This is a genomic window from Amycolatopsis sp. NPDC043889, from assembly GCF_056435645.1.
Window position 1 is genome coordinate 24,570 of record NZ_JBWKEC010000021.1, and the last position, 18,538, is coordinate 43,107.

Here is an 18,538-nt window from a genome sequence, read left to right on the forward strand (position 1 = left end):
CCCACCACTGGAGCTTCCAGACTGGTGGGAAGGGGGTACCCGCCGTTCGGGCGATCACACGTTGCGCCACCCGAACGGGTGGGTCAACTGCAGCAGCCGCCTCCGCAGCAACCGCCTCCACCTGCGGGAACAGGGGCGGGACCGGAGGCCGACCCGGTCAGCGCGACGGTCGTCAGCAGTTTGACGGTGTCCTGGTGGCCCTCCGGGCACGGCGCGGGCGCACCGGACTCGCTCATCGGCCGCAGCAGTTCGAAGGTTCCGGCGCATTCGCGGCAGCGGTAGGCGTAAGTCGGCATGCCGGCATTATCCCATCTCCTTCCGGCCTCCGGGATGGCAAGCTGGCCGGGTGGAACTGCCTGTCGCGGCGCATGTGCCGCACCTCGGCCAAGTCGTCCCGTCCGTGCTCTCCGCCCTCGGCGCCGACGGGTTCGTGAACTCCCTGAGCCTGGCGGAGGCGTCCAGTGCCTGCGTCCTGCTCATCGACGGTCTCGGCTGGGAACTGCTGGCCGAGCACGCCGCCGACGCGCCCGTGCTCACCCAGCTGGCGAAGTCGCCGCTGCGGGTCGGTTTCCCGGCGACGACGGCGGCCGGTCTCGGCGCGATCGGCACCGGGCTGGCGTCGGGGGAGCACGGACTGGTCGGCTACAGCTTCGAGGTGCCGGGCACCGGCGTCCTGAACGCGCTGCGCTGGAGCAGCCATGTGGACGGCGGCGATCTCCGCGGCGCGCTGCCGCCGCGCGAGGTGCAGCCGCTGCCGACGACGTTCGAACGCGCGGCGGCCGCCGGGATCACGACGAGCGTGGTGTCTTCGGCGAAGTTCGCCGACACCGCGCTCACCCGCGCGACGCAGTCCGGTGCGCGTTACGTGGGTGTCCACGCGCTCGGCGACCTCGCCGCCTGTGTCCTGCACTGCCTCGAAATGCGGCCGGCGTTCTGCTGGGGCTACCACAGCGAACTCGACATGCTCGGCCACATCTACGGGCCGGGTTCGGCGCCGTGGCGGATGCAGCTGCGGCAGGTCGACAGGCTGGTGGAGTCCATTGTGGACGGATTGTCACCCGGTGCGCTCCTCGCCGTCGTGGCCGACCACGGCATGGTGACGGTCGAGGGTGCGCTCGACATCGACGAGACCCCCGCGCTGCTCGGCGGCGTCCGGGCGATCGGGGGCGAGGTCCGGGCACGGCACGTCTACAGCGAACCGGGTGCGGAGGCCGACGTCCTGGCCGCCTGGAGCGAGGTCATCGGTGACCGGGCGTGGATCCTCCCGCGCGACGAGGCCATCGAGGCGGGCTGGTTCGGGCCCGTCTCCGACCGGGTGCGCCCGCGTATCGGCGACGTGGTCGTGGCGTCGAAGGGACGGTTCGGGCTCGTGCGGGAACTGGCCGAGGCCGTCGAGTCCTCCTTGGTCGGCCAGCACGGCTCGCTGACCCCGGCCGAACAACTCGTCCCGTTGGTCCTCGCGCGCCGTTGACCCGCATTTAGTCCTCTGAATGCGGTAGTTGCACACGCAAGGACCGCATTCAGAGGACCAAATGCGTCAGGCGGGCTTCCTGGCCGAGAACTTCACGGAGCGCTTGGGCACGTGGTCGACCTTGATGTCGGTGAACCCGGCGTCGGTGAGCCGGGGCCAGAGCGAAACCGGGTCGAGGGCGTTCATCGTGTCGCCGATGTGGAGCAGCCGGAACGGCAGACTCTCCAGGCTGTCGATCGCGCGCAGAACGCCGCCGGGGCGGAGCACGCGGAACGCCTCGGCGAAGATCGCGTCCTGCAACGCCGTCGTCGGCACGTGGTGCAGCATCGTGAAACAGACGACCGCCGAGAACTCGCCGTCCTCGAAGGGCAACGCCGCTCCGTCGCCCTGGACGATCCGCACCCGGCCGTCGAACTCCCGTTTGAGGAGGTCCGCCGACGCTTCGTCGATCTCGACGGCCGTGAGCCGGGGAACGAGCCCGACGAGCGCGCGCGTGGTCGCGCCGAAGCCCGGGCCGATCTCCAGTACGGAGTCGCCGAGGTCGAAGCCGGCGACGTTGCCCGGCATCTCGTGGGCGACGGCCTTCGCCCACAGCGCGGAACTGCAGAGTTTGCGGTGCACCAGGTTCATCGGCATGAACCCGAAGCTAGCCATGACCGGTAGGCGATAGGCTGCCAAGTGATGTCGCAAATCGGACTCCTGCCACCGATGTCGACGGCGATGGTGCTCGGCGAGATGGATCTGCCCGCGGGCACCTGGCTCCCATGGCACGAGCACGACGGCCACCAGCTCGCCTGGGCGGCCCGGGGGATCTTGAGCGTGAACGTCGGTGAGCGGCACTGGGTGCTGCCGCCGACACGGGCGCTCTGGATCCCGGCAGGTGTCGTCCACCGAACCGGCGCCACCGCGCAAACCGTGCTGCGGGGGATCTACGCCGCCCGGGACCGCTGCCCGGTGCGCTGGCCCGAACCGACGCTCGTCGCCGTCCGCCCGCTGCTGCGGGAACTGCTGGAGCACCTCGGCGCCGCCGACCTCGGCGACGACGCGCGCCGCCGGGCCGAGGCCGTCGCCTTCGATCTGCTCGAACCGGTGGACGTCGTGCCGATCACCGTGCCGATGCCGTCGGACGGACGTGCGCTGACCGTCGCGCGAGCGGTGATCGCCGATCCGGCGGACCGCCGCGGCCTCGCGGACTTCGCCCGCGACGCGGGCGCGAGCGAACGCACGCTCGCGCGCCTGTTCCTCACCGAATGCCGTACGACGTTCGGCGCGTGGCGCGTGCAGGCACGGCTGCGCGCGTCCTTGCCGCTGCTGGCCGAGGGCATGCCGCTGACCGCGGTCTCCCGCCGGATCGGCTACTCCTCGCCGAGCGCGTTCGTCGCCGCCTTCCGCCGCGCGGTCGGTGTGACGCCGGGCGCTTACTTCGGCGGCTGACCGTGGCGTGATCCGCCTTCAGACACGCGAGATCCGCCTTCAGTCACGCATGATCCGGTGGACGACACGCGTGATCGGATGGATGGCAACCCGCGGCACAGGGATCTCAGCGTGTTGTCCCGCTGATCACGCGAAACCGCCACGCGCTCCGTATCCAAACGTCGAGCGAGCGGGATCACACGGCACCTCGCCGTATACCGTTTCGGCGTGCCACGACGTAACCGGCCCGAACGCGGTGGACGCCCTGACCTCGGCGCGTCGACCGGCTGGGCGCGCTCCGAATCCGCCGCCGACGGCGACTGGCTGGTAAGCACCGTGCCCGGCGCACACGCCACCAAGGACTATCGCTGCCCCGGTTGCGATCACGAGATCCGGCAGGGAACCCCGCATGTGGTCGCCTGGCCCGCCGACGACACCGGCGGGGTCGCCGACCGCCGCCATTGGCACAAGGCGTGCTGGGGCGCGCGGTCCCGCCGCCGCCCTGGCCGCTGGTGATTCAGCGCCGCAGGTGCAGTGAAGGTTCGCCCGCGAATTCCTCCTCCGTGTGGATCGTGAAACCGAGCCGCTCGGCGACCCGGATCGAAGGTTTGTTGGACACCATGATGTTGGCGATCACCGGCACGTCGGGGATCTCCCGCTCCGCCCATGCGACGACGGCGGCCGCCATCTCCGTGGCGTAGCCCTTGCCCCAGGTGAACGGCCAGAAGCGGTACGCGAGGTTCAGCACGCGCTCGCCGTTCCGTTCGTGATACCGGACGCCGCCGAAGCCGAGGATCGTCTCCGGATCGTCCAAAGCGGACACCGTGAGATAGCCGAACCCGTGCTCGGCCCATTGCTTCATCCAGGCGTCGTAAAGCTCGTTCGCACCGTCGACGGTGTGCGGCTCCGGGTTGAACCTGTTCGTCTCCGGATCGGCCTGCAGCGCGACGATGTTCTCGCGATCCGCCTCGCGCAGCCTCCGCAGCAGCAGCCTCTCCGTCTTGATCTCTGTCAGCACGGATCTGACGGTAGCGCCAGGGTGCGACAGAATTGCCGCCATGAACGCTCTCCCACTGGTCCTGCTGCACGCCTTCCCCGTCGACGCCCGCATGTGGGACGCGGTCCGCGCGCCGCTCTCGGAACGCCTGCGGCTGATCACGCCCGACCAGCGCGGCCTCGGCCGCAGTCCGCTGCCCGAGACCGACCGGGAGCCGGATCTGGCCGACGCCGCGCGCGACGTCGTGGCACTGCTCGACCGGCTCGGCCTCGACAAGGTCGTCCTCGGCGGCTGCTCGATGGGCGGCTACCTGACGATGGCGGTGCTGCGCCTGGCGCCGGAACGGGTGGGCGGCCTCGTGTTCATCGACACGAAGGCGACGGCCGACACTCCCGAGGCCGTGCGGACCCGGCACGATGTCGCGGCCAGGGTGGAAGCGGAAGGCGCCGGCTGGATGCCCGAGGCCGTCACACCCGGATTGCTCGCCGAAAAGGCCCGTCCGGAGGTGGCAGAACGACTTCGCGAACTGATCACGACGCAGCCTCCGTCCGGTGTCGCGTGGGCGGCGCGCGCGATGGCGGCGCGGCCCGATTCGCTCGAAACGCTGCGCTCGGCGGACGTGCCGGCGCTGGTCGTGGTCGGCGAAGAGGACGGCCTGACTCCGCTGGAGGAAGCGAACATCCTGGTGGAAACGCTGCCGGACGCGACCTTGGTCGTGCTTCCCGAGGCCGGGCATCTGACACCGCTGGAGGATCCGGCCGGAGTCGTCGAAGCGATCTTGGGCTGGTACCCCGCTTAAGAAACGTTTCCCTCGCCCCTTCCAAGGTATAGCGGACCCCGGGGCTTGCGGCAAGCCCCCATTCCCGGTCCACAATTCGTGCCTTCACGTTTTGCCGAAGGGGGATTCCCATGCGTGTACTCCTGTCCACTATCGGGACGAGGGGTGAGGTGCAGCCACTGGCGGCCTTGGCGGTGCGATTGCGGGAACTCGGCCAGGAAGTCCGGCTTTGCGCACCGCCCGATTTCCGTGACTGGGCCGAAGGCCTCGGGATCTCTTTCGCTTCGCTGGGGCCGGAACTCCGGTCGACCGCGAAGCCGGATTCCGCCATGACCAAGGCGATGGCCACACCCGAGGGGCGGCGCGCGATGGCCGAGGCCATGGTCGTCGGCCAATTCGAGACGATGCCGGAGGTGGCCGAAGACTGCGACGCCGTCGTCGCGGGAATGGCCTTGAACATCGCCGCCCATTCGGTGGCCGAGCGAAAAGGAATTCCCTATTTCTTCACCGCATACTGCCCGATAACGCTGCCTTCATTACACCATCGTCCGCCCGTTTTCGCGGGATGGGCGCCGGAGAATCCCGACGCCGCCATCCCGGCCTTGTGGGCCGACGACGCACGACGATGGAACGAGCACTGGGGCGGGGTGCTGAACGCGCAGCGGAAAATGCTCGGTCTCCCGCCCGTCGACGACGTCCGCGGGCATGTCTTCACCGAGCGTCCGTGGCTGGCCGCCGATCCGGTGCTGGCGCCGTGGCGGGGACCGTCGGCGCTCGACGTGCACCAGACCGGCGCCTGGATCCTGCCTGACCACAGTCCGTTGTCCCCGGAACTGGAGGCGTTCCTCGACGACGGCGAGCCCCCGGTCTACTTCGGATTCGGGAGTATCCGCGCCCCTGAGGAGATCGCGAAGGCGATGATCGAATCGGCGAGGGCGCACGGGCGGCGGGCGATCGTGTTCCGCGGCTGGACCGAGCTGGCGCCGATCGACGACGAACCCGACTGCCTCGCCATCGGGGACGTCAACCAGCAGGCGCTCTTCCCGCGGGTCGCGGCGGTCGTGCATCACGGCGGTGCCGGTACGACGACGGCGGCGACCCGGGCCGAGGTGCCGCAGGTGCTCGTCCCGCAGATGTTCGATCAGCCGTACTTCGCGCGGCGCGTCGGGGAACTCGGGCTGGGGACGTCGATCACCGGGGAGCCCTCCGCCGAAGCGCTGACCCTCGCTCTGGGCGAGGTGCTGCGCCCCGGCGTCGCCTCGCGGGCGCGTCAGGTCGGCGGTGAGGTGCGGACGGACGGCGTCGACGTGGCGGCGAAACTCCTGATGGACGCCGTCTGACCCCTGCATTTAGTCCTCTGAATGCGGTAGTTCGCATCGCCAACGACCGCATCGAGAGGACTAATTGCGGGAGAAGTAGCGCTCCAGGGCGGCTTCTGCCTCCGGTAGCCGCTCCGGGAACCGCCGCGCGATCACGAACCGCCAGGGGACCTCGAACAACCGCCGCAACGCGATGAACGGCTCCAGCGACGAGGGCGCCACATCGGCCGGGTACGCGTCCAACGTCGCGTGCCCGGCCTCCGCGAAGAGCACGCCGAGGTCCCAGCCGAGCGGCCCGCGCCAGGTGTCCTCGAAGTCGAGCCAGCACGGCCCGGCCGCCGTCGCGACGACGTTCCCCCGATGGGCGTCACCGTGCAACGGACGCGCCGCGGTGTCCGGCAGCGCGGCCGCCACCCGTTCGAGTTCGTCGTACAACCGGGGCGCCGCCCCGCCCATGAGGGCACCATGCCGGTCCAGCAACGTCCGGAGTTCGCGGACGGGCCCGAGTTCGGGCAGTTCACCGGGGTAGTCCGCGAGCGCGTCGTGCACCCGGGCGAGCGAAAGCGCGACCTCGTGCGGCGACAGCGTGTGCCCCGGCTCGTGCGGCGTGTAGTGCCAGAGAGTGACCGGGAGGCCGTCGGCGAAAAGCGGTCCTGCCGGGGGATCCGTGGTGGGTGAGACGACGAGCACACCACGTTCCGTGAGGTACTTCGACAGCTCGACGTCGCGTCTGAGCCAGTCCTCGGGCGAGGACCGCGCGAGGCGCGTCGTGCCGGGCACCCGCGCCACCACCGGACCCAGTCTCACCAGCACGTTCGACTTGAAATGCAGGACATCGGGGGTGCCGGTCGGGAGCCCGTACCGGGCACCGACGGCGACCGCCGCGGCCACTCCCGCGCGGGTGTGTTCGTCGGTCACGGCGCGATCTTGCCAGCCGGTGCGCGCGACTGTCGGTAGTGAGGGCTACGATCCCCACTAGCCGCCGGAGTGGGTCCCGAACCCGCCCGGCGACCGCAAATTGACCACCACAAGGTTTGAGTGTTGGAGGCAGGAGTGACGGCCGTAGCCCCCAAGCCGATCGCCACGCGCCCGTATCCCGCGCGCGAGTCGGTTAAGGGTTCGTACCTGCTGCGGTTGTTCCGCACGACGGACCACAAGCAAATCGGCATCATGTACCTGGTCACGTCGTTCGCCTTCTTCATGGTGGGCGGCGCGATGGCGATGCTGATCCGCTCCGAGCTGGCGCGTCCCGGGCAGCAGTTCCTTTCGCAGGAGCAGTACAACCAGCTGTTCACCATGCACGGCACGATCATGCTGCTGCTGTACGCGACGCCGATCCTCTTCGGTTTCGCGAACTTCATCCTGCCGCTGCAGATCGGTTCGCCCGACGTCGCCTTCCCGCGGCTGAACGCGTTCTCGTACTGGCTGTACCTCTTCGGCGGCCTGATCGTGATGTCCGGCTTCCTGACCCCGGGTGGCGCCGCCGACTTCGGCTGGTTCGCCTACACCCCGCTGTCGGACGCCATCCACTCGCCCGGTGTCGGTGCCGACCTGTGGATCTCCGGTCTGGTCGTGTCCGGTCTCGGCACCATCCTCGGTGGCGTCAACATGATCACCACGGTGGTCTGCCTGCGCGCCCCCGGCATGACGATGTACCGGATGCCGATCTTCACCTGGAACATCCTGGTCACCAGCATCCTGATCCTGCTGGCGTTCCCGATCCTGACCGCGGCCCTGATGGGCCTGCTGGCGGACCGGCATCTCGGGGCGCACGTGTTCGATCCCGCGAACGGCGGCGTGATCCTCTGGCAGCACCTGTTCTGGTTCTTCGGCCATCCAGAGGTCTACATCGTCGCGCTACCGTTCTTCGGGATCGTGTCGGAGATCTTCCCGGTCTTCAGCCGCAAGCCGATCTTCGGGTACAAGGGCCTGGTCTGGGCGACGCTGGCGATCGCCGCGCTGTCGGTGGCCGTGTGGGCGCACCACATGTACGCGACCGGCGCCGTGCTGCTGCCGTTCTTCTCCTTCATGACCTTCCTGATCGCGGTCCCGACCGGCGTGAAGTTCTTCAACTGGATCGGCACGATGTGGAAGGGCCAGCTGTCCTTCGAGACGCCGATGATCTTCTCGATGGGCTTCATCGTCACGTTCCTCTTCGGCGGTCTGACCGGCATCATGCTGGCCGCGCCGGCGATCGACTTCCACGTGTCCGACAGCTACTTCGTCGTCGCGCACTTCCACTACGTGCTCTACGGCACGATCGTGTTCGCCACGTTCGCCGGGATCTACTTCTGGTTCCCGAAGATCACCGGCCGCATGATGGACGAGAAGCTCGGCAAGTGGCACTTCTGGACCACGTTCATCGGCTTCCACGCCACGTTCCTGGTGCAGCACTGGCTCGGCGCCGAAGGCATGCCGCGCCGGTACGCGGACTACCTGCAGTCCGACGGGTTCACCACGCTGAACACGATCTCCACGATCGGCGCGTACATCCTCGGTGCCTCGACGCTGCCGTTCATCTGGAACGTCTTCAAGAGCTACCGGTACGGCGAGATCGTCACGGTGGACGACCCGTGGGGCTACGGCAACTCGCTCGAATGGGCGACGTCCTGCCCGCCGCCGCGGCACAACTTCACCGAGCTGCCGCGGATCCGGTCCGAGCGTCCGGCGTTCGAGCTGCATTACCCGCATATGGTGGAGCGCATCCACAAGGAGGGTGAGATCGGCTTCTTCGGGAAGCAGAAGGTCAACACCCACCGGGCGCCGTCCCAGGTGCTCACCGAGGCGGCCATGCCGGGTGATCACTCCAAGGACAACTCCAGCGAGAAGTGACCCGATAAGCGGAAACGGCGCGTGCCTTGCCTCACACAGGGGCAAGGCACGCGCCTTTTTTTGCTTTGGCTGAGGGAGACTGACCCCCGTGACGCAGACACCAGTTCTCATCACCACCACCGGTCCCGACAAGCCGGGTGTGTCCTCGGTGCTGTTCGCCGTGCTGTCGCGCCACGACGTCGACGTCCTCGACGTCGAGCAGGTCGTCATCCGCGGCCAGCTGGTGCTCGGTGTGCTCGCCGGCGTGTACCGCGACCCCGAGGGCCTGCAGGAGTACGTCGAGCAGGCGATGGCCTCGGTCGGGATGCAGGTCGACGTGAAGATCGGCTCGGCCATCGGCGCCGACCCGTTCGCCATCGGCCAGAAGGACTCGACGCATGTCCTTCTGATGCTCGGCCGCCCGGTGACCGCGCGGGCGTTCTCCGACGTCGCGCGCCGTCTCGCCGCGCTGGACGTCAACATCGACTCGATCCGCAGCGTCGCCGACTATCCGGTCACTGGGCTGGAGCTGTACGCCTCGCTCGCCCAGGACACTCCGGAGGCCGACGCCGCGCTGCGCACCGCGCTGGCGGACGCCGCTGTCGAGGCCGGGATCGACATCTCGGTCGAGCGGGCCGGGCTCGCCCGCCGCGCCAAGCGCCTGGTCGTCTTCGACGTCGATTCCACGCTCATCCAGGGCGAGGTCATCGAGATGCTCGGCGCGCACGCCGGCGTCGAACCGCAGGTCCGCGAGATCACCGAGGCCGCGATGCGCGGCGAGCTGAACTTCGGCGAGTCGCTGGAGCGCCGGGTCGCGCTGCTGGAGGGGCTTCCGGAGACGGTGCTGGACGAGGTCGCCGCGTCCATCGAGCTCACCCCGGGCGCGCGCACGACCATCCGCACGCTGAAGCGGATGGGCTTCCGCTGCGGGGTCGTCTCCGGCGGCTTCACCAAGATCATCAAGTCCCTCGTGGACGACCTCGGCCTCGACTTCGCCGCCGCGAACGAACTCGAAGTGGTCGACGGCAAGCTCACCGGCCGGGTGGTCGGGGACATCGTCGACCGCGCGGGCAAGGCGACGGCGCTGCGCCGGTTCGCCGAGGAGTACGAGATCTCGCTGGAGCAGTGCGTCGCCGTCGGTGACGGGGCGAACGACATCGACATGCTTTCGGTCGCCGGGATGGGGGTCGCCTTCAACGCGAAGCCCGCGCTGCGCGAGGTCGCCGACACCGCGCTTTCCCACCCATATCTCGACGCCGTGCTGTTCCTGCTCGGGGTCACCAGGGCCGAGATCGAGGCGGCCGACGCGGCCGACGGTCTCGAACTTTCCCGGCCATGAGCGTCCTGGAGCCGCTGGCCGCGCGCTACGCGTTCTGGCTGGGGCTGCCCGCCGAGGATACGGTGGACACCTCCGACGAGGATCCCGCCGAGGTCCGGGCCATGCCGGTGATCCTGCGGATGGAACGGGCAGAACCGCCGTCGCGGACCGCCCTGCTGGAGGCCGCCGCGGCGGCCGCGGTCGCGGTCTGTCTCGACGAACGTGCCGAGCCCGAGGGCGAATGGCACGATCCGCTCAAGGCGTGGGTCGACGGCCGGATCCGCAAGGTCGCCCGGCGGGCGCGCGGTGCGCACTGGCGGGCGGTCCAGGAACTGCCGGGGATCACGGTCGAGGTCGACGGCGCCGAGGCGCGGGCCTTGCTTCCCTGCCGCGTCGTCGAGACGCCCAAGGAGGTCTCGCGGTTGCAGATCTCCGGGAGCGAACTCCCGGCCGACGAGCCGGGGCCCGCGCCGGACGGTGTCCCGCGGCTGCTGCTGAACCCCGAGGTCTCGATGACCGTCGGCAAGGGTTCGGCCCAGGTCGGGCACGCGACGATGATCCTCGCGTCACTGCTGGACGAGGCCGAACGGGCGGCCTGGGCCGGGACCGGGTTCCGGTGCTCGGTGCGGACCCCGCCGGTCGCGACCTGGAAGGCGCTTTGCCCGGTCGAGGATCCCGAAGGTTCGTGGCGCCGTGACGGCGTCGTCGCGGTCCGGGACGCCGGGTTCACCGAAGTCGATCCCGGAACAGTCACGGTCATAGCCCAAAGGGCTTAGCCTCCTATACTCCCCGCATGGGTGACCGGCTGATCGCCGGGCGCTATCGCTTGGAGGAGCGGATCGGCGCCGGGGGCATGGGTGTGGTCTGGCGTGCCACCGATCTGGACCTCGGCCGGGTCGTCGCCCTCAAACGCTCACAGGCCGGGGACAGCGGCCAGATCCGGCGCGAGGCACGGATCGGCGCGGGCCTGCATCACCCGAACGTCGTCACCGTCTTCGACGCCGTGATCGACGGTGACGATCGCTGGCTCGTCATGGAGTACCTGCCCTCGCGCAGCCTCGCCGACGTCATCGACGCCGACGGGCCGCTGCCACCCGGCAAGGTGGCCAAGATCGGGGTCCAGCTCGCCGCGGCGCTCGCGGCGATGCACGAGAAGGGCATGGTCCACCGCGACCTCAAACCGGGCAACGTCCTGGTGGCCGACGACGGTACGGCCAAACTCACCGACCTCGGCATCGCGCAGTGGGCGGAGGTGACCCGCACCGGCGGCGGCCTCGACGTCGGGACGCCCGGCTACGTCGCGCCGGAGATGGCCGAGGGACGGCAGGCGGGTGCCGCGGCGGACGTGTTCTCGCTGGGCGCGACACTGTTCGCCGCCGTCGAGGGCACGTCGGTGTGGGGAGACGCGAGCGTCGGTCCGTTCGTCCAGCTCCGGCGGGCGACGTCGTACACGCTGGAACCGATCCGCCGGGCGGGACCGCTGGCGCCCGCGCTGATGGAACTGCTGCGGCGCAAACCCGCCGGGCGGCCGGACGCCGTCCGCGCCGCCGAGCTGCTGTCCGAGGTCGCGGACGTCGCCGTACCCGTGCGGACGCGACGTTTCCGGGTGACCAAGCGCGCCATCGCGATCGCGGCCGTCGCGGCGGTCCTGATGCTGACCGGGGGCCTGCTCTACGCCACGAGAGAACCCGCGTCGATCGCGGCGGGCCCGCCGTCCGAACTGGTCGGAGACCGGCGGACGGCGGATCCTTGTGCGCTCGTGGACCCGTCCGTGCTGAACCATCTCGGGACCCCTGAACTGGACAGCGCCACCGGCAACTTCAACGCCTGCGGCGTCCTCCTGCGCCTGAGCCCCGACAAGGAGGACATCGTCGACATCCGGCTCGAACTGACGACGCCGACGTCGCCGTTGCTGGACAAGCCGATGCCAGGGCGGCTGATCGTGCGCGAGATCCCGAGCGACTCCGAAGACAAGTGCGCACGGGGTATCCCGCTGCCGGACGGCAACCAGGTATGGGTGCACGCCCGGCACATCCGGAATTGGCACGCGCAACTCTGCGACTACGTCGATCCGGTGGCCACGCACGCGGTGAGCGTGCTGAACCGGGAGCCGGTCGAACGGCGTCCCGCTCCCTTTCCCGCCGGTTCGCTCGGGAGTCTCGACGCCTGCGCGCTGGGCGGGGATCTGCCCCAGGCGATCGTCGGCGGTCCGGCCGCGCCTAATCCGGTGTTCGGCAACTGGGAGTGCTCCTGGAACCATCGCGAGACCGAGGTGACGATCCGGTTCGAACGAGAGCGGGCGCCGTTGGAGGACGACGGCAGACGGGTCGCTCTCGGATCGCGGGAAGCCTTCGTCGAGGTCTCGGCCGAGTGGAAGGCTTGTCAGGCCGAGATTCCGCATCGGACCTTCGCCGGCAACGGTCGTGCCATGATCGAGACGGTGGAGATCTACGTCGCGGACAAGGTCAAGCAGCCGCAGGAGATGTGCCCGGCCGCGGAACGGCTGGCCGGCGAGATCGCCCCCAGGCTGCCGCCACTCTGAAAGAGAAAGACCAGGCCGCGTCCTGCCGACGTCGATGGCGGACGCGGGTTCGCCTACGGACACTGAAAGGGAAACCGTGTCTTTGGAAGTCCAGCGCGACGGTGAGCACCGCTTCATCGGCCGCAACGAACGCGGTGCCGAGGTCGTGATCGGCCGCAAGGGCGCCGAGGGCGCCTTCTCGCCCGCCGAACTGCTGCAGATCGCGGCGGCGGGCTGCTCGGCCGTCACCGCCGAGAACCTCATCACGCGCCGGATCGGGGAGGACTCGAAGTTCCGGGTCGGCGTGACGGCGGACCAGCGGGAAGGCGCTTCGGAGCTTGACGCCGTCCACGTGGCTTTCGACGTCAACGTGTCCTCGCTCGCCGCTGAGGAGCGCGAGGCGCTCGCGGGGGCGGTGGACCGCGCCATCGAGAGACTGTGCACGGTGAGCCGGACGTTGAAGAAGGGCATCCCGGTCACGGAGAGCTTCCCGGTCGAGTAAGCCCTCCCTCGCGTGCAATGAAGGGGCCTTTCATAGCAAAATTTGCTATGAAAGGCCCCTTCATTGCACTTGGGCTCAGTGTTTGGCCGGGTGGCCTTCGGCACTCCAGACCACGTACGCCTCGTCGGCGTCGGTGGTCATGGCCTCGATGAACTTCTCGTTGTCGAAGCCGGGCAGCGTCTGCAACCGCTCGATCAGCGCGTCGGCGGCCGGGTCGCCGCTGGGGATCGCGGTGCCCTTCCCGTCGGCGCCGGCGAGCATGAAGAAGACGTCTTCCTTCCACGGGCCTTCAGGGATCACTCTGACCACCACCGCGGACAGCTCGGACCACGTGACGGCTTCCTCGCTTCCGTCCGCGAGCTGGCGCCGCACTCCGGTGTCATCGACGCTGACGGTCCGGGATTGTGCGTTGGGCGACTCGTGGGACAACCGGTTCTCCCTGTCTTCGGCGTTCCGTTAACGGTACTCGGCCGTGTTCCAGGCCACTCAGGCCGGGGCGGCGGCGTCGAGGCGGCGCAGCGCGTCGCGGGCGACCTTCGGATCCATGGTCGGCCAGAACGGCGGCAGCGAGGCGCGCAGGAATCCGCCGTAGCGGGCGGTGGCCAGCCGCGAATCAAGGATCGCCACGACGCCGCGGTCGCTGACCGAGCGGTGCAGCCGTCCGGTGCCCTGTGCGAGCAGCAGCGCCGCGTGCGTGGCCGCGACGGTGAGGAAACCGTTGCCGCCTCTGGCTTCCACGGCTCGCTGCCGGGCCGAGGAGACCGGGTCGTCCGGGCGGGGGAACGGGATCCTGTCGACCACCACGAGCTGGAGCGACGGGCCGGGCACGTCGACGCCCTGCCACAGCGAAAGCGTGCCGAACAGGCAGGTGCGCGCGTCCTCGGAGAACTTCTGCACCAGCAGGCCGGTGGCGTCGTCACCCTGGCAGAGGATCGGCAGGTCGAGCCGCTCCCGCATCTCCTCGGTGGCCTGCTTCGCCGCGCGCATCGAGGAGAACAGGCCGAGTGTGCGCCCGCCCGCGGCCTCGATCAGCTCGGCCAGCTCGTCCATGGTCGAGGGCTGCAAGCCGTCCCTGCCCGGCGGCGGCAGATGCTTGGCCAGGTAGAGGATTCCGTTGCGTTTGTGGTCGAACGGGGAGCCGACGTCGAGGCCCGTCCACTTCGGGCCGTCGACGTCGTCGCTGTCGGCGGGGGCGGCCTTGTCCGTCGCCGCGCCCGGTGCCTTCTCGACCCTGGCGCCGCCGGGCGGGAGACCCCATTGGCGGGCCATGGTGTCGAACGTGCCGCCCAGGGTCAGCGTCGCCGAGGTGAGGACGGTCGTGTGCTGGTTGAAGACCCGCTCCCGCAGCAGACCGGCGACACCCAGCGGAGCGACCTTCAGCGCGGGCGGGCGAGGGTTCGTGGAGAAGCGGTCCCCGGTCAGCCAGACGACGTCGCGCTGATGCGCCTTGTCGTCGTCGAAGGCCTCGAGCAGCCGGACCGCGGTGTCGTGGACCTCTTCGAGCAGCGACCGCGCCAGCTTGCGGGCCGTGGCCTCGTCGACGTCCTCCTTGCGGTCCTTGCCGAGCGCGGTGAGGCAGCGATGCGCGGCGTCGCGGACCGCGGGGATCGCGCCGGTGAGGGCCTGCGGCAGCGAATCCATCCGGCCGGACGGCAGGTCGTCGAGGATCAGGGCCAGCCCGTCGCTCGCCTCCAGCAACTGGTCGGCCACCTCGTCGTCGACCAGTTTCCCGCAGCGCCGGGCGGCGGCGGAGACCATGCCGCTGGTCAGCTCTCCGGTCGCCACGGACGTCACGCGGTCCACGAGGTCGTGCGCCTCGTCGATGATCACCAGGTCGTGCTCGGGGAGCACCTGGTAGCCCTGCAGCGCGTCGATCGCCAGCAGCGCGTGGTTGGTGACGACGACGTCGGCCTTGCCCGCCTCGGCGCGGGACCGCTCGGCGAAACAGTCCGTGCCGATGGGGCAGCGCGAGGCGCCCAGGCATTCCTTGGCGGTGACCGACACCTGGCGCCACGCCTGGTCCGAGACGCCAGGGACCAGCTCGTCGCGGTCACCGGTTTCGGTGTCGGACGACCATTCCCGCAGCCGCGTGACCTCCTTGCCGAGCCGGGAGACGGCGAACGGGTCGAACAACTGCTGATCCTCCGGCTCGTCCGGGGCGCCGGAATCGAGCCGGTGGAGGCAGAGGTAGTTACGGCGGCCCTTGAGGATCGCGAAGGTGGGCTCGCGGCCGAGGGGCTTCTTCAGCGCCTTCGCCAGCCGGGGGAGATCCCTGTCGACGAGCTGGCGCTGCAGGGCGATGGTGGCCGTGGAGACCACGACCGTGGCCTCCTTCTCGACCGCGTGCCGGATCGCGGGAACGAGATAGGCCAACGACTTCCCGGTACCTGTGCCCGCCTGGACGGCCAGGTGCTCGCCGGTGCGGATGGCGCGGCCCACGGCGTCCGCCATCTTGACCTGGCCCTCGCGCTCGGCACCGCCCACGGACTCGACCGCGTGGGTCAGGAGTTCGAGGACACCGGGGAAATCAGCACGGGAGGGCACGGGACAAGACGATAGCCGGGGGCACCGTCAAGATCGTCCGCCCCGTGCAATGAAAGGTCCCTTCCTTGCGAATTTTGCAAGGAAGGGACCTTTCATTGCAGCTCGTGGGGCTATGAAAGGACCGGTCACGACTCCTTGCGGCCGTGCTTGTCTTCAAGGAGAGGCGAGACCAGCGCCCAGGTGCCCGGAAGCAGCGCGGCCGCGACGGCGATCTTCAGCGCGTCACCGATCAGGAACGGCACGACACCCTTTTCGAGCGCGGTCGACAGGCCGAAGCCGGTCGACGCCATCAGCCACGGCACGCCGACCGAGTAGATGGCGAGGTTGCCCAGCACCATCGTCCCCGCCGTGCGCAGCGGCGTGCGGTCCCCGCCGCGGCCGGCGAGCGCGCCGACCAGCGCGCCCGCGAGCACGAAGCCGACGATGTAGCCGGCGCTTGCGCCGAACAGGCCGGAAGAACCGTTCTGGAACCAGCCGAATCCGGCCGCGCCGACGGCGAGGTACAGCGCCATCGACAGCGCGCCGCGCTTCCAGCCGAGCGCGGCGCCGACCAGCAGGGCGGCGAACGTCTGGCCGGTCATCGGCACCGGGGAGCCGGGCACCGGGATCAGGATCTGCGCGGCCGCGCCGGTCAGGGCGGCACCACCGGCGACCAGGACCGCGTCACGGACCAGTGCGCCGGGAACGAGGTCGGCGAGAACCGGACGGGTGCCGGTCACAGACAGCGAAGACACTCAGACCTCCTATGAGTACACGAATGTGAACCGAGGTTAACGTCAGAAGACGGGTCGCGGACCGAATGTCGGCCACCTCACGGTCATCGCGCGTCCACTCGTCCGGGTGGCATGACCCTGCACGGGACCGGTGGTTGGTGGAGGCTGCCGGACATGAGGAAACCCGTTTCGAGGCTGTTGTCGGTGACGATGCTGACCGGGGCGCTGGTGGCGGGAGGTCCGGCGGTCGCGTCGGCCGGGCCCGCCCCCGCGACGGCGGCCGCGTCGGTCGGATCGCTCGACGTGGAGATCGGCGACGAGCACGTGGTCACGGGCGAACTCGCGCCGTGCGACGTCGACGGTCCCTTGACCGCGAAGACCCAGGGCGGCGTCGTCGGCGACTTCGCCCGGTTCAGCGGGGGTGAGTCGCGCTGCGGCCGGAACGGCGAGGTGGCCGTCGGCGAGGCGGCCGGGCGGCGGTTCGAGACCACCCTGCTCAAGCGGTTCGGCGGTCCGGTGATCAAGGTTCGCACGTTCATGGCGAAGTGCAGCACCACCGAGGACGGCAGCCTCGGCTACATCGAGTTCGGCGACGTCACCGGGTTCACTCTGCCGGAGAACATCCCGCAGAACTACCGGCTGACCATCGCGGGCGGCAAGGGCGGGACGGCGCTGGCGTCGCTCACGGTCAACGAGACCGTCACGCCGACGCCGCCCGACGGGAGCCTCGTGACGCACATGCTGCACATCAAGCTGTTCCCGCAGGGCGGCGGTCCGGCGAAGGGCGACATCTACCTCGGGACCGCGCGCTGCGACCCGTACGGCAAGAAGAAGCCCTAAGCCGCATTTCGTCCTCTGGATGCGGTCCTTGCACACGCAAGTACCGCATCCAGAGGACGAAATGCGTCAGGTGCGTGAGACGTACTTCGCGGCCGCCGCGACGAACTCACTCGCGCGGGTCGCCAGATCTGTCAGCGACCCTTTCGAGGTGAGCGCGTCACCGACCAGCGGCGTGGCGGCCGCGACGGCGATCGAGCCCGACTCGAGGTACTTCGCGACGTCGGCCAGGTGCACGCCGCCCGTCGGCACCAGCGGGATGTCCGGCATCGGCGCCCGGACCGCCCGCAGGTAGGCGATCCCGCCGACGGCCGCGATCGGGAAGACCTTCACCGCCGCCGCGCCGAGACGCCACGCCTGGTCGATCTCGGTCGGGGTCAGCGCGCCGCAGATCACCGGCAGCCCGCGTTCGTGCGCGCGCTCCATGACCAGCGGGTTCACCGTCGGCGTGACCAGGAAGGTCGCGCCGGCGTCCGCCGATTTGTCCACATCGGACACCTCGCGCACGCTGCCGGCGCCGATATGCGCGTCGTCGCCGAGCTTCTTGCGGATGGTCGCGATGGCGTCCGTGGCGCCCGGCGTGGTCAACGCCGCTTCGAGCACTCGCACGCCCGCCGCGTGCAGCACCGTGGCGGCGTCGGCGAACCGGCTCGCTTCCGCGGCCCGCAAGATCGCGACGAGCCGGTTTTCGATCAGGGTGTCCTGGAGGTCGTGCTGGATCATGCGGCCGGGACCGGCGCCTTTCCGGTGTAGGTCACGCCCGCCTCGTCGAAGTCCTTGAGCGCGGCGTCAACGGTCGGCTGCGAGCCGCCGACCGTGAGGTCAAGCAGCACCCGGACCTTGAAACCGGCCTTCGCCGCGTCGAGCGCCGTCGCGCGGACGCAGAAGTCGGTCGCTATGCCGACGACGTCGACCTCGGTGACGTCGTGCTCCTTCAGCCACGCGTCGAGCGTCTTGCCGTCGCGCGCGTTGCCTTCGAAGCCGGAGTACGCGGCGGTGTACTCGCCCTTGGAGAAGACCTCGCTGATCGGGACCACGTCGAGCGCGGGGTGGAACGACGCGCCGGAAGTGCCCGCGACGCAGTGACGCGGCCAGCTGTCCTTGAAGTCCGGTGTCTCGCTGAAGTGATCGCCCGGGTCGATGTGGTAGTCGCGAGTGGCGACGACGTGCGCGTAACCGCCTTCCGCGGCCTGCTTGGAGATCGCTTCGGCGGCGGCGGCGCCGCCGGGCAGGCCGAGCGACCCGCCTTCGCAGAAGTCGTTCTGCACATCGACCACGATCAAGGCGGTCCCCATGTGTTGCTCCTGAGTTCTC

20 protein-coding genes are annotated in these 18,538 nt (G+C 69.7%); 11 read left to right on the top strand and 9 right to left on the bottom strand.

The genetic code is table 11. The annotated features are described in order from the left end of the window. Positions 1–83: 83 nt before the first annotated feature. Positions 84–296, bottom strand: coding sequence for an FmdB family zinc ribbon protein (locus AC0685_RS30180; RefSeq protein WP_038508997.1), 213 nt, complete (start codon positions 294–296; stop codon positions 84–86). Positions 297–346: 50 nt separating this feature from the next. Between AC0685_RS30180 and AC0685_RS30185 the strand changes: the two genes are divergently transcribed. Next, complete coding sequence (locus AC0685_RS30185) at positions 347–1,471, top strand: alkaline phosphatase family protein (RefSeq protein WP_478228603.1); 1,125 nt, start codon at positions 347–349, stop codon at positions 1,469–1,471. A 66-nt stretch (positions 1,472–1,537) separates the two neighbouring features. Here the strand turns inward: AC0685_RS30185 and AC0685_RS30190 are convergent, their stop codons facing one another. After that, the gene (locus AC0685_RS30190; RefSeq protein WP_478228683.1) at positions 1,538–2,101 is read right to left on the bottom strand and encodes a class I SAM-dependent methyltransferase; all 564 of its coding nucleotides are present in this window, start codon (positions 2,099–2,101) and stop codon (positions 1,538–1,540) included. Between the two features lie 51 nt (positions 2,102–2,152). Here AC0685_RS30190 and AC0685_RS30195 point away from each other — a divergent pair, with 51 nt between their 5' ends. Together AC0685_RS30195 and AC0685_RS30200 are read left to right on the top strand one after the other, a co-directional pair. Then, on the top strand, positions 2,153–2,905 hold the full coding sequence (locus tag AC0685_RS30195; RefSeq protein WP_478228604.1) for an AraC family transcriptional regulator: 753 nt from the start codon (positions 2,153–2,155) through the stop codon (positions 2,903–2,905). A gap of 207 nt (positions 2,906–3,112) precedes the next feature. Then, complete coding sequence (locus tag AC0685_RS30200) at positions 3,113–3,400, top strand: hypothetical protein (RefSeq protein ID WP_478228605.1); 288 nt, start codon at positions 3,113–3,115, stop codon at positions 3,398–3,400. 1 nt (position 3,401) lies between these two features. On the opposite strand, the gene AC0685_RS30205 is transcribed toward AC0685_RS30200, so the two are convergent. Next, on the bottom strand, positions 3,402–3,944 hold the full coding sequence (locus tag AC0685_RS30205; protein WP_478228606.1) for a GNAT family N-acetyltransferase: 543 nt from the start codon (positions 3,942–3,944) through the stop codon (positions 3,402–3,404). On the opposite strand from AC0685_RS30205, the gene AC0685_RS30210 reads away from it, so the two are divergent. Continuing rightward, positions 3,943–4,680 (top strand): alpha/beta fold hydrolase, encoded by a 738-nt coding sequence (locus tag AC0685_RS30210; protein ID WP_478228607.1) that lies wholly within the window; start codon positions 3,943–3,945, stop codon positions 4,678–4,680. The genes AC0685_RS30205 and AC0685_RS30210 overlap by 2 nt on opposite strands. A 110-nt stretch (positions 4,681–4,790) precedes the next feature. Continuing rightward, positions 4,791–5,999, top strand: a complete 1,209-nt coding sequence (locus tag AC0685_RS30215; protein ID WP_478228608.1) for a glycosyltransferase — start codon at positions 4,791–4,793, stop codon at positions 5,997–5,999. Between the two features lie 60 nt (positions 6,000–6,059). On the opposite strand, the gene AC0685_RS30220 is transcribed toward AC0685_RS30215, so the two are convergent. Then, entirely contained in the window at positions 6,060–6,896 is an 837-nt protein-coding gene (locus AC0685_RS30220) for a phosphotransferase (RefSeq protein ID WP_478228609.1), read from the bottom strand. A gap of 135 nt (positions 6,897–7,031) precedes the next feature. Between AC0685_RS30220 and ctaD the strand changes: the two genes are divergently transcribed. From ctaD to AC0685_RS30245, 5 genes are all read left to right on the top strand, one after another. Next, the gene (gene ctaD, locus AC0685_RS30225; protein ID WP_034308844.1) at positions 7,032–8,810 is read left to right on the top strand and encodes an aa3-type cytochrome oxidase subunit I; all 1,779 of its coding nucleotides are present in this window, start codon (positions 7,032–7,034) and stop codon (positions 8,808–8,810) included. Positions 8,811–8,898: 88 nt separating this feature from the next. Then, positions 8,899–10,128 (top strand): phosphoserine phosphatase SerB, encoded by a 1,230-nt coding sequence (serB, locus tag AC0685_RS30230; protein ID WP_125689643.1) that lies wholly within the window; start codon positions 8,899–8,901, stop codon positions 10,126–10,128. Then, positions 10,125–10,883 carry a peptidyl-tRNA hydrolase gene (locus tag AC0685_RS30235; RefSeq protein ID WP_478228610.1) on the top strand — a complete coding sequence of 253 codons (759 nt, stop codon included), beginning with the start codon at positions 10,125–10,127 and terminating at the stop codon, positions 10,881–10,883. Before serB ends, AC0685_RS30235 begins: the two co-directional genes overlap by 4 nt. A 17-nt stretch (positions 10,884–10,900) precedes the next feature. Further along, on the top strand, positions 10,901–12,649 hold the full coding sequence (locus tag AC0685_RS30240; RefSeq protein ID WP_478228611.1) for a serine/threonine-protein kinase: 1,749 nt from the start codon (positions 10,901–10,903) through the stop codon (positions 12,647–12,649). 76 nt (positions 12,650–12,725) lie between these two features. Further along, positions 12,726–13,130: an OsmC family protein gene (locus tag AC0685_RS30245; RefSeq protein ID WP_478228612.1), complete on the top strand. Its 405-nt coding sequence runs from the start codon at positions 12,726–12,728 to the stop codon at positions 13,128–13,130. A gap of 75 nt (positions 13,131–13,205) precedes the next feature. Here AC0685_RS30245 and AC0685_RS30250 read toward each other — a convergent pair whose 3' ends face one another. From AC0685_RS30250 to AC0685_RS30260, 3 genes are all read right to left on the bottom strand, one after another. Next, a complete protein-coding gene (locus AC0685_RS30250; RefSeq protein ID WP_126732697.1) occupies positions 13,206–13,559 on the bottom strand; it encodes a hypothetical protein in 354 nt (117 codons plus the stop codon). 57 nt (positions 13,560–13,616) lie between these two features. Then, positions 13,617–15,674: an ATP-dependent DNA helicase gene (locus AC0685_RS30255; RefSeq protein ID WP_478228613.1), complete on the bottom strand. Its 2,058-nt coding sequence runs from the start codon at positions 15,672–15,674 to the stop codon at positions 13,617–13,619. Between the two features lie 125 nt (positions 15,675–15,799). Next, positions 15,800–16,408 carry a biotin transporter BioY gene (locus AC0685_RS30260; RefSeq protein ID WP_478228614.1) on the bottom strand — a complete coding sequence of 203 codons (609 nt, stop codon included), beginning with the start codon at positions 16,406–16,408 and terminating at the stop codon, positions 15,800–15,802. 153 nt (positions 16,409–16,561) lie between these two features. Between AC0685_RS30260 and AC0685_RS30265 the strand changes: the two genes are divergently transcribed. Next, complete coding sequence (locus AC0685_RS30265) at positions 16,562–17,227, top strand: choice-of-anchor P family protein (protein ID WP_478228615.1); 666 nt, start codon at positions 16,562–16,564, stop codon at positions 17,225–17,227. Positions 17,228–17,293: 66 nt separating this feature from the next. On the opposite strand, the gene AC0685_RS30270 is transcribed toward AC0685_RS30265, so the two are convergent. Together AC0685_RS30270 and AC0685_RS30275 are read right to left on the bottom strand one after the other, a co-directional pair. Next, positions 17,294–17,947, bottom strand: coding sequence for a bifunctional 4-hydroxy-2-oxoglutarate aldolase/2-dehydro-3-deoxy-phosphogluconate aldolase (locus AC0685_RS30270; protein ID WP_478228616.1), 654 nt, complete (start codon positions 17,945–17,947; stop codon positions 17,294–17,296). Continuing rightward, on the bottom strand, positions 17,944–18,519 hold the full coding sequence (locus AC0685_RS30275; RefSeq protein WP_007028267.1) for a nicotinamidase: 576 nt from the start codon (positions 18,517–18,519) through the stop codon (positions 17,944–17,946). Before AC0685_RS30275 ends, AC0685_RS30270 begins: the two co-directional genes overlap by 4 nt. Between the last annotated feature and the right edge of the window lie 19 nt (positions 18,520–18,538).

Coding starts and splice junctions, on each gene's coding strand:
- AC0685_RS30180 (WP_038508997.1), bottom strand. CDS start 296: ATGCCGACTTACGCCTACCGCTGCCGCGAATGCGCCGGAACCTTCGAA.
- AC0685_RS30190 (WP_478228683.1), bottom strand. CDS start 2,101: ATGAACCTGGTGCACCGCAAACTCTGCAGTTCCGCGCTGTGGGCGAAG.
- AC0685_RS30195 (WP_478228604.1), top strand. CDS start 2,153: ATGTCGCAAATCGGACTCCTGCCACCGATGTCGACGGCGATGGTGCTC.
- AC0685_RS30210 (WP_478228607.1), top strand. CDS start 3,943: ATGAACGCTCTCCCACTGGTCCTGCTGCACGCCTTCCCCGTCGACGCC.
- AC0685_RS30205 (WP_478228606.1), bottom strand. CDS start 3,944: ATGGCGGCAATTCTGTCGCACCCTGGCGCTACCGTCAGATCCGTGCTG.
- AC0685_RS30215 (WP_478228608.1), top strand. CDS start 4,791: ATGCGTGTACTCCTGTCCACTATCGGGACGAGGGGTGAGGTGCAGCCA.
- AC0685_RS30235 (WP_478228610.1), top strand. CDS start 10,125: ATGAGCGTCCTGGAGCCGCTGGCCGCGCGCTACGCGTTCTGGCTGGGG.
- AC0685_RS30240 (WP_478228611.1), top strand. CDS start 10,901: ATGGGTGACCGGCTGATCGCCGGGCGCTATCGCTTGGAGGAGCGGATC.
- AC0685_RS30265 (WP_478228615.1), top strand. CDS start 16,562: ATGAGGAAACCCGTTTCGAGGCTGTTGTCGGTGACGATGCTGACCGGG.
- AC0685_RS30270 (WP_478228616.1), bottom strand. CDS start 17,947: ATGATCCAGCACGACCTCCAGGACACCCTGATCGAAAACCGGCTCGTC.
- AC0685_RS30275 (WP_007028267.1), bottom strand. CDS start 18,519: ATGGGGACCGCCTTGATCGTGGTCGATGTGCAGAACGACTTCTGCGAA.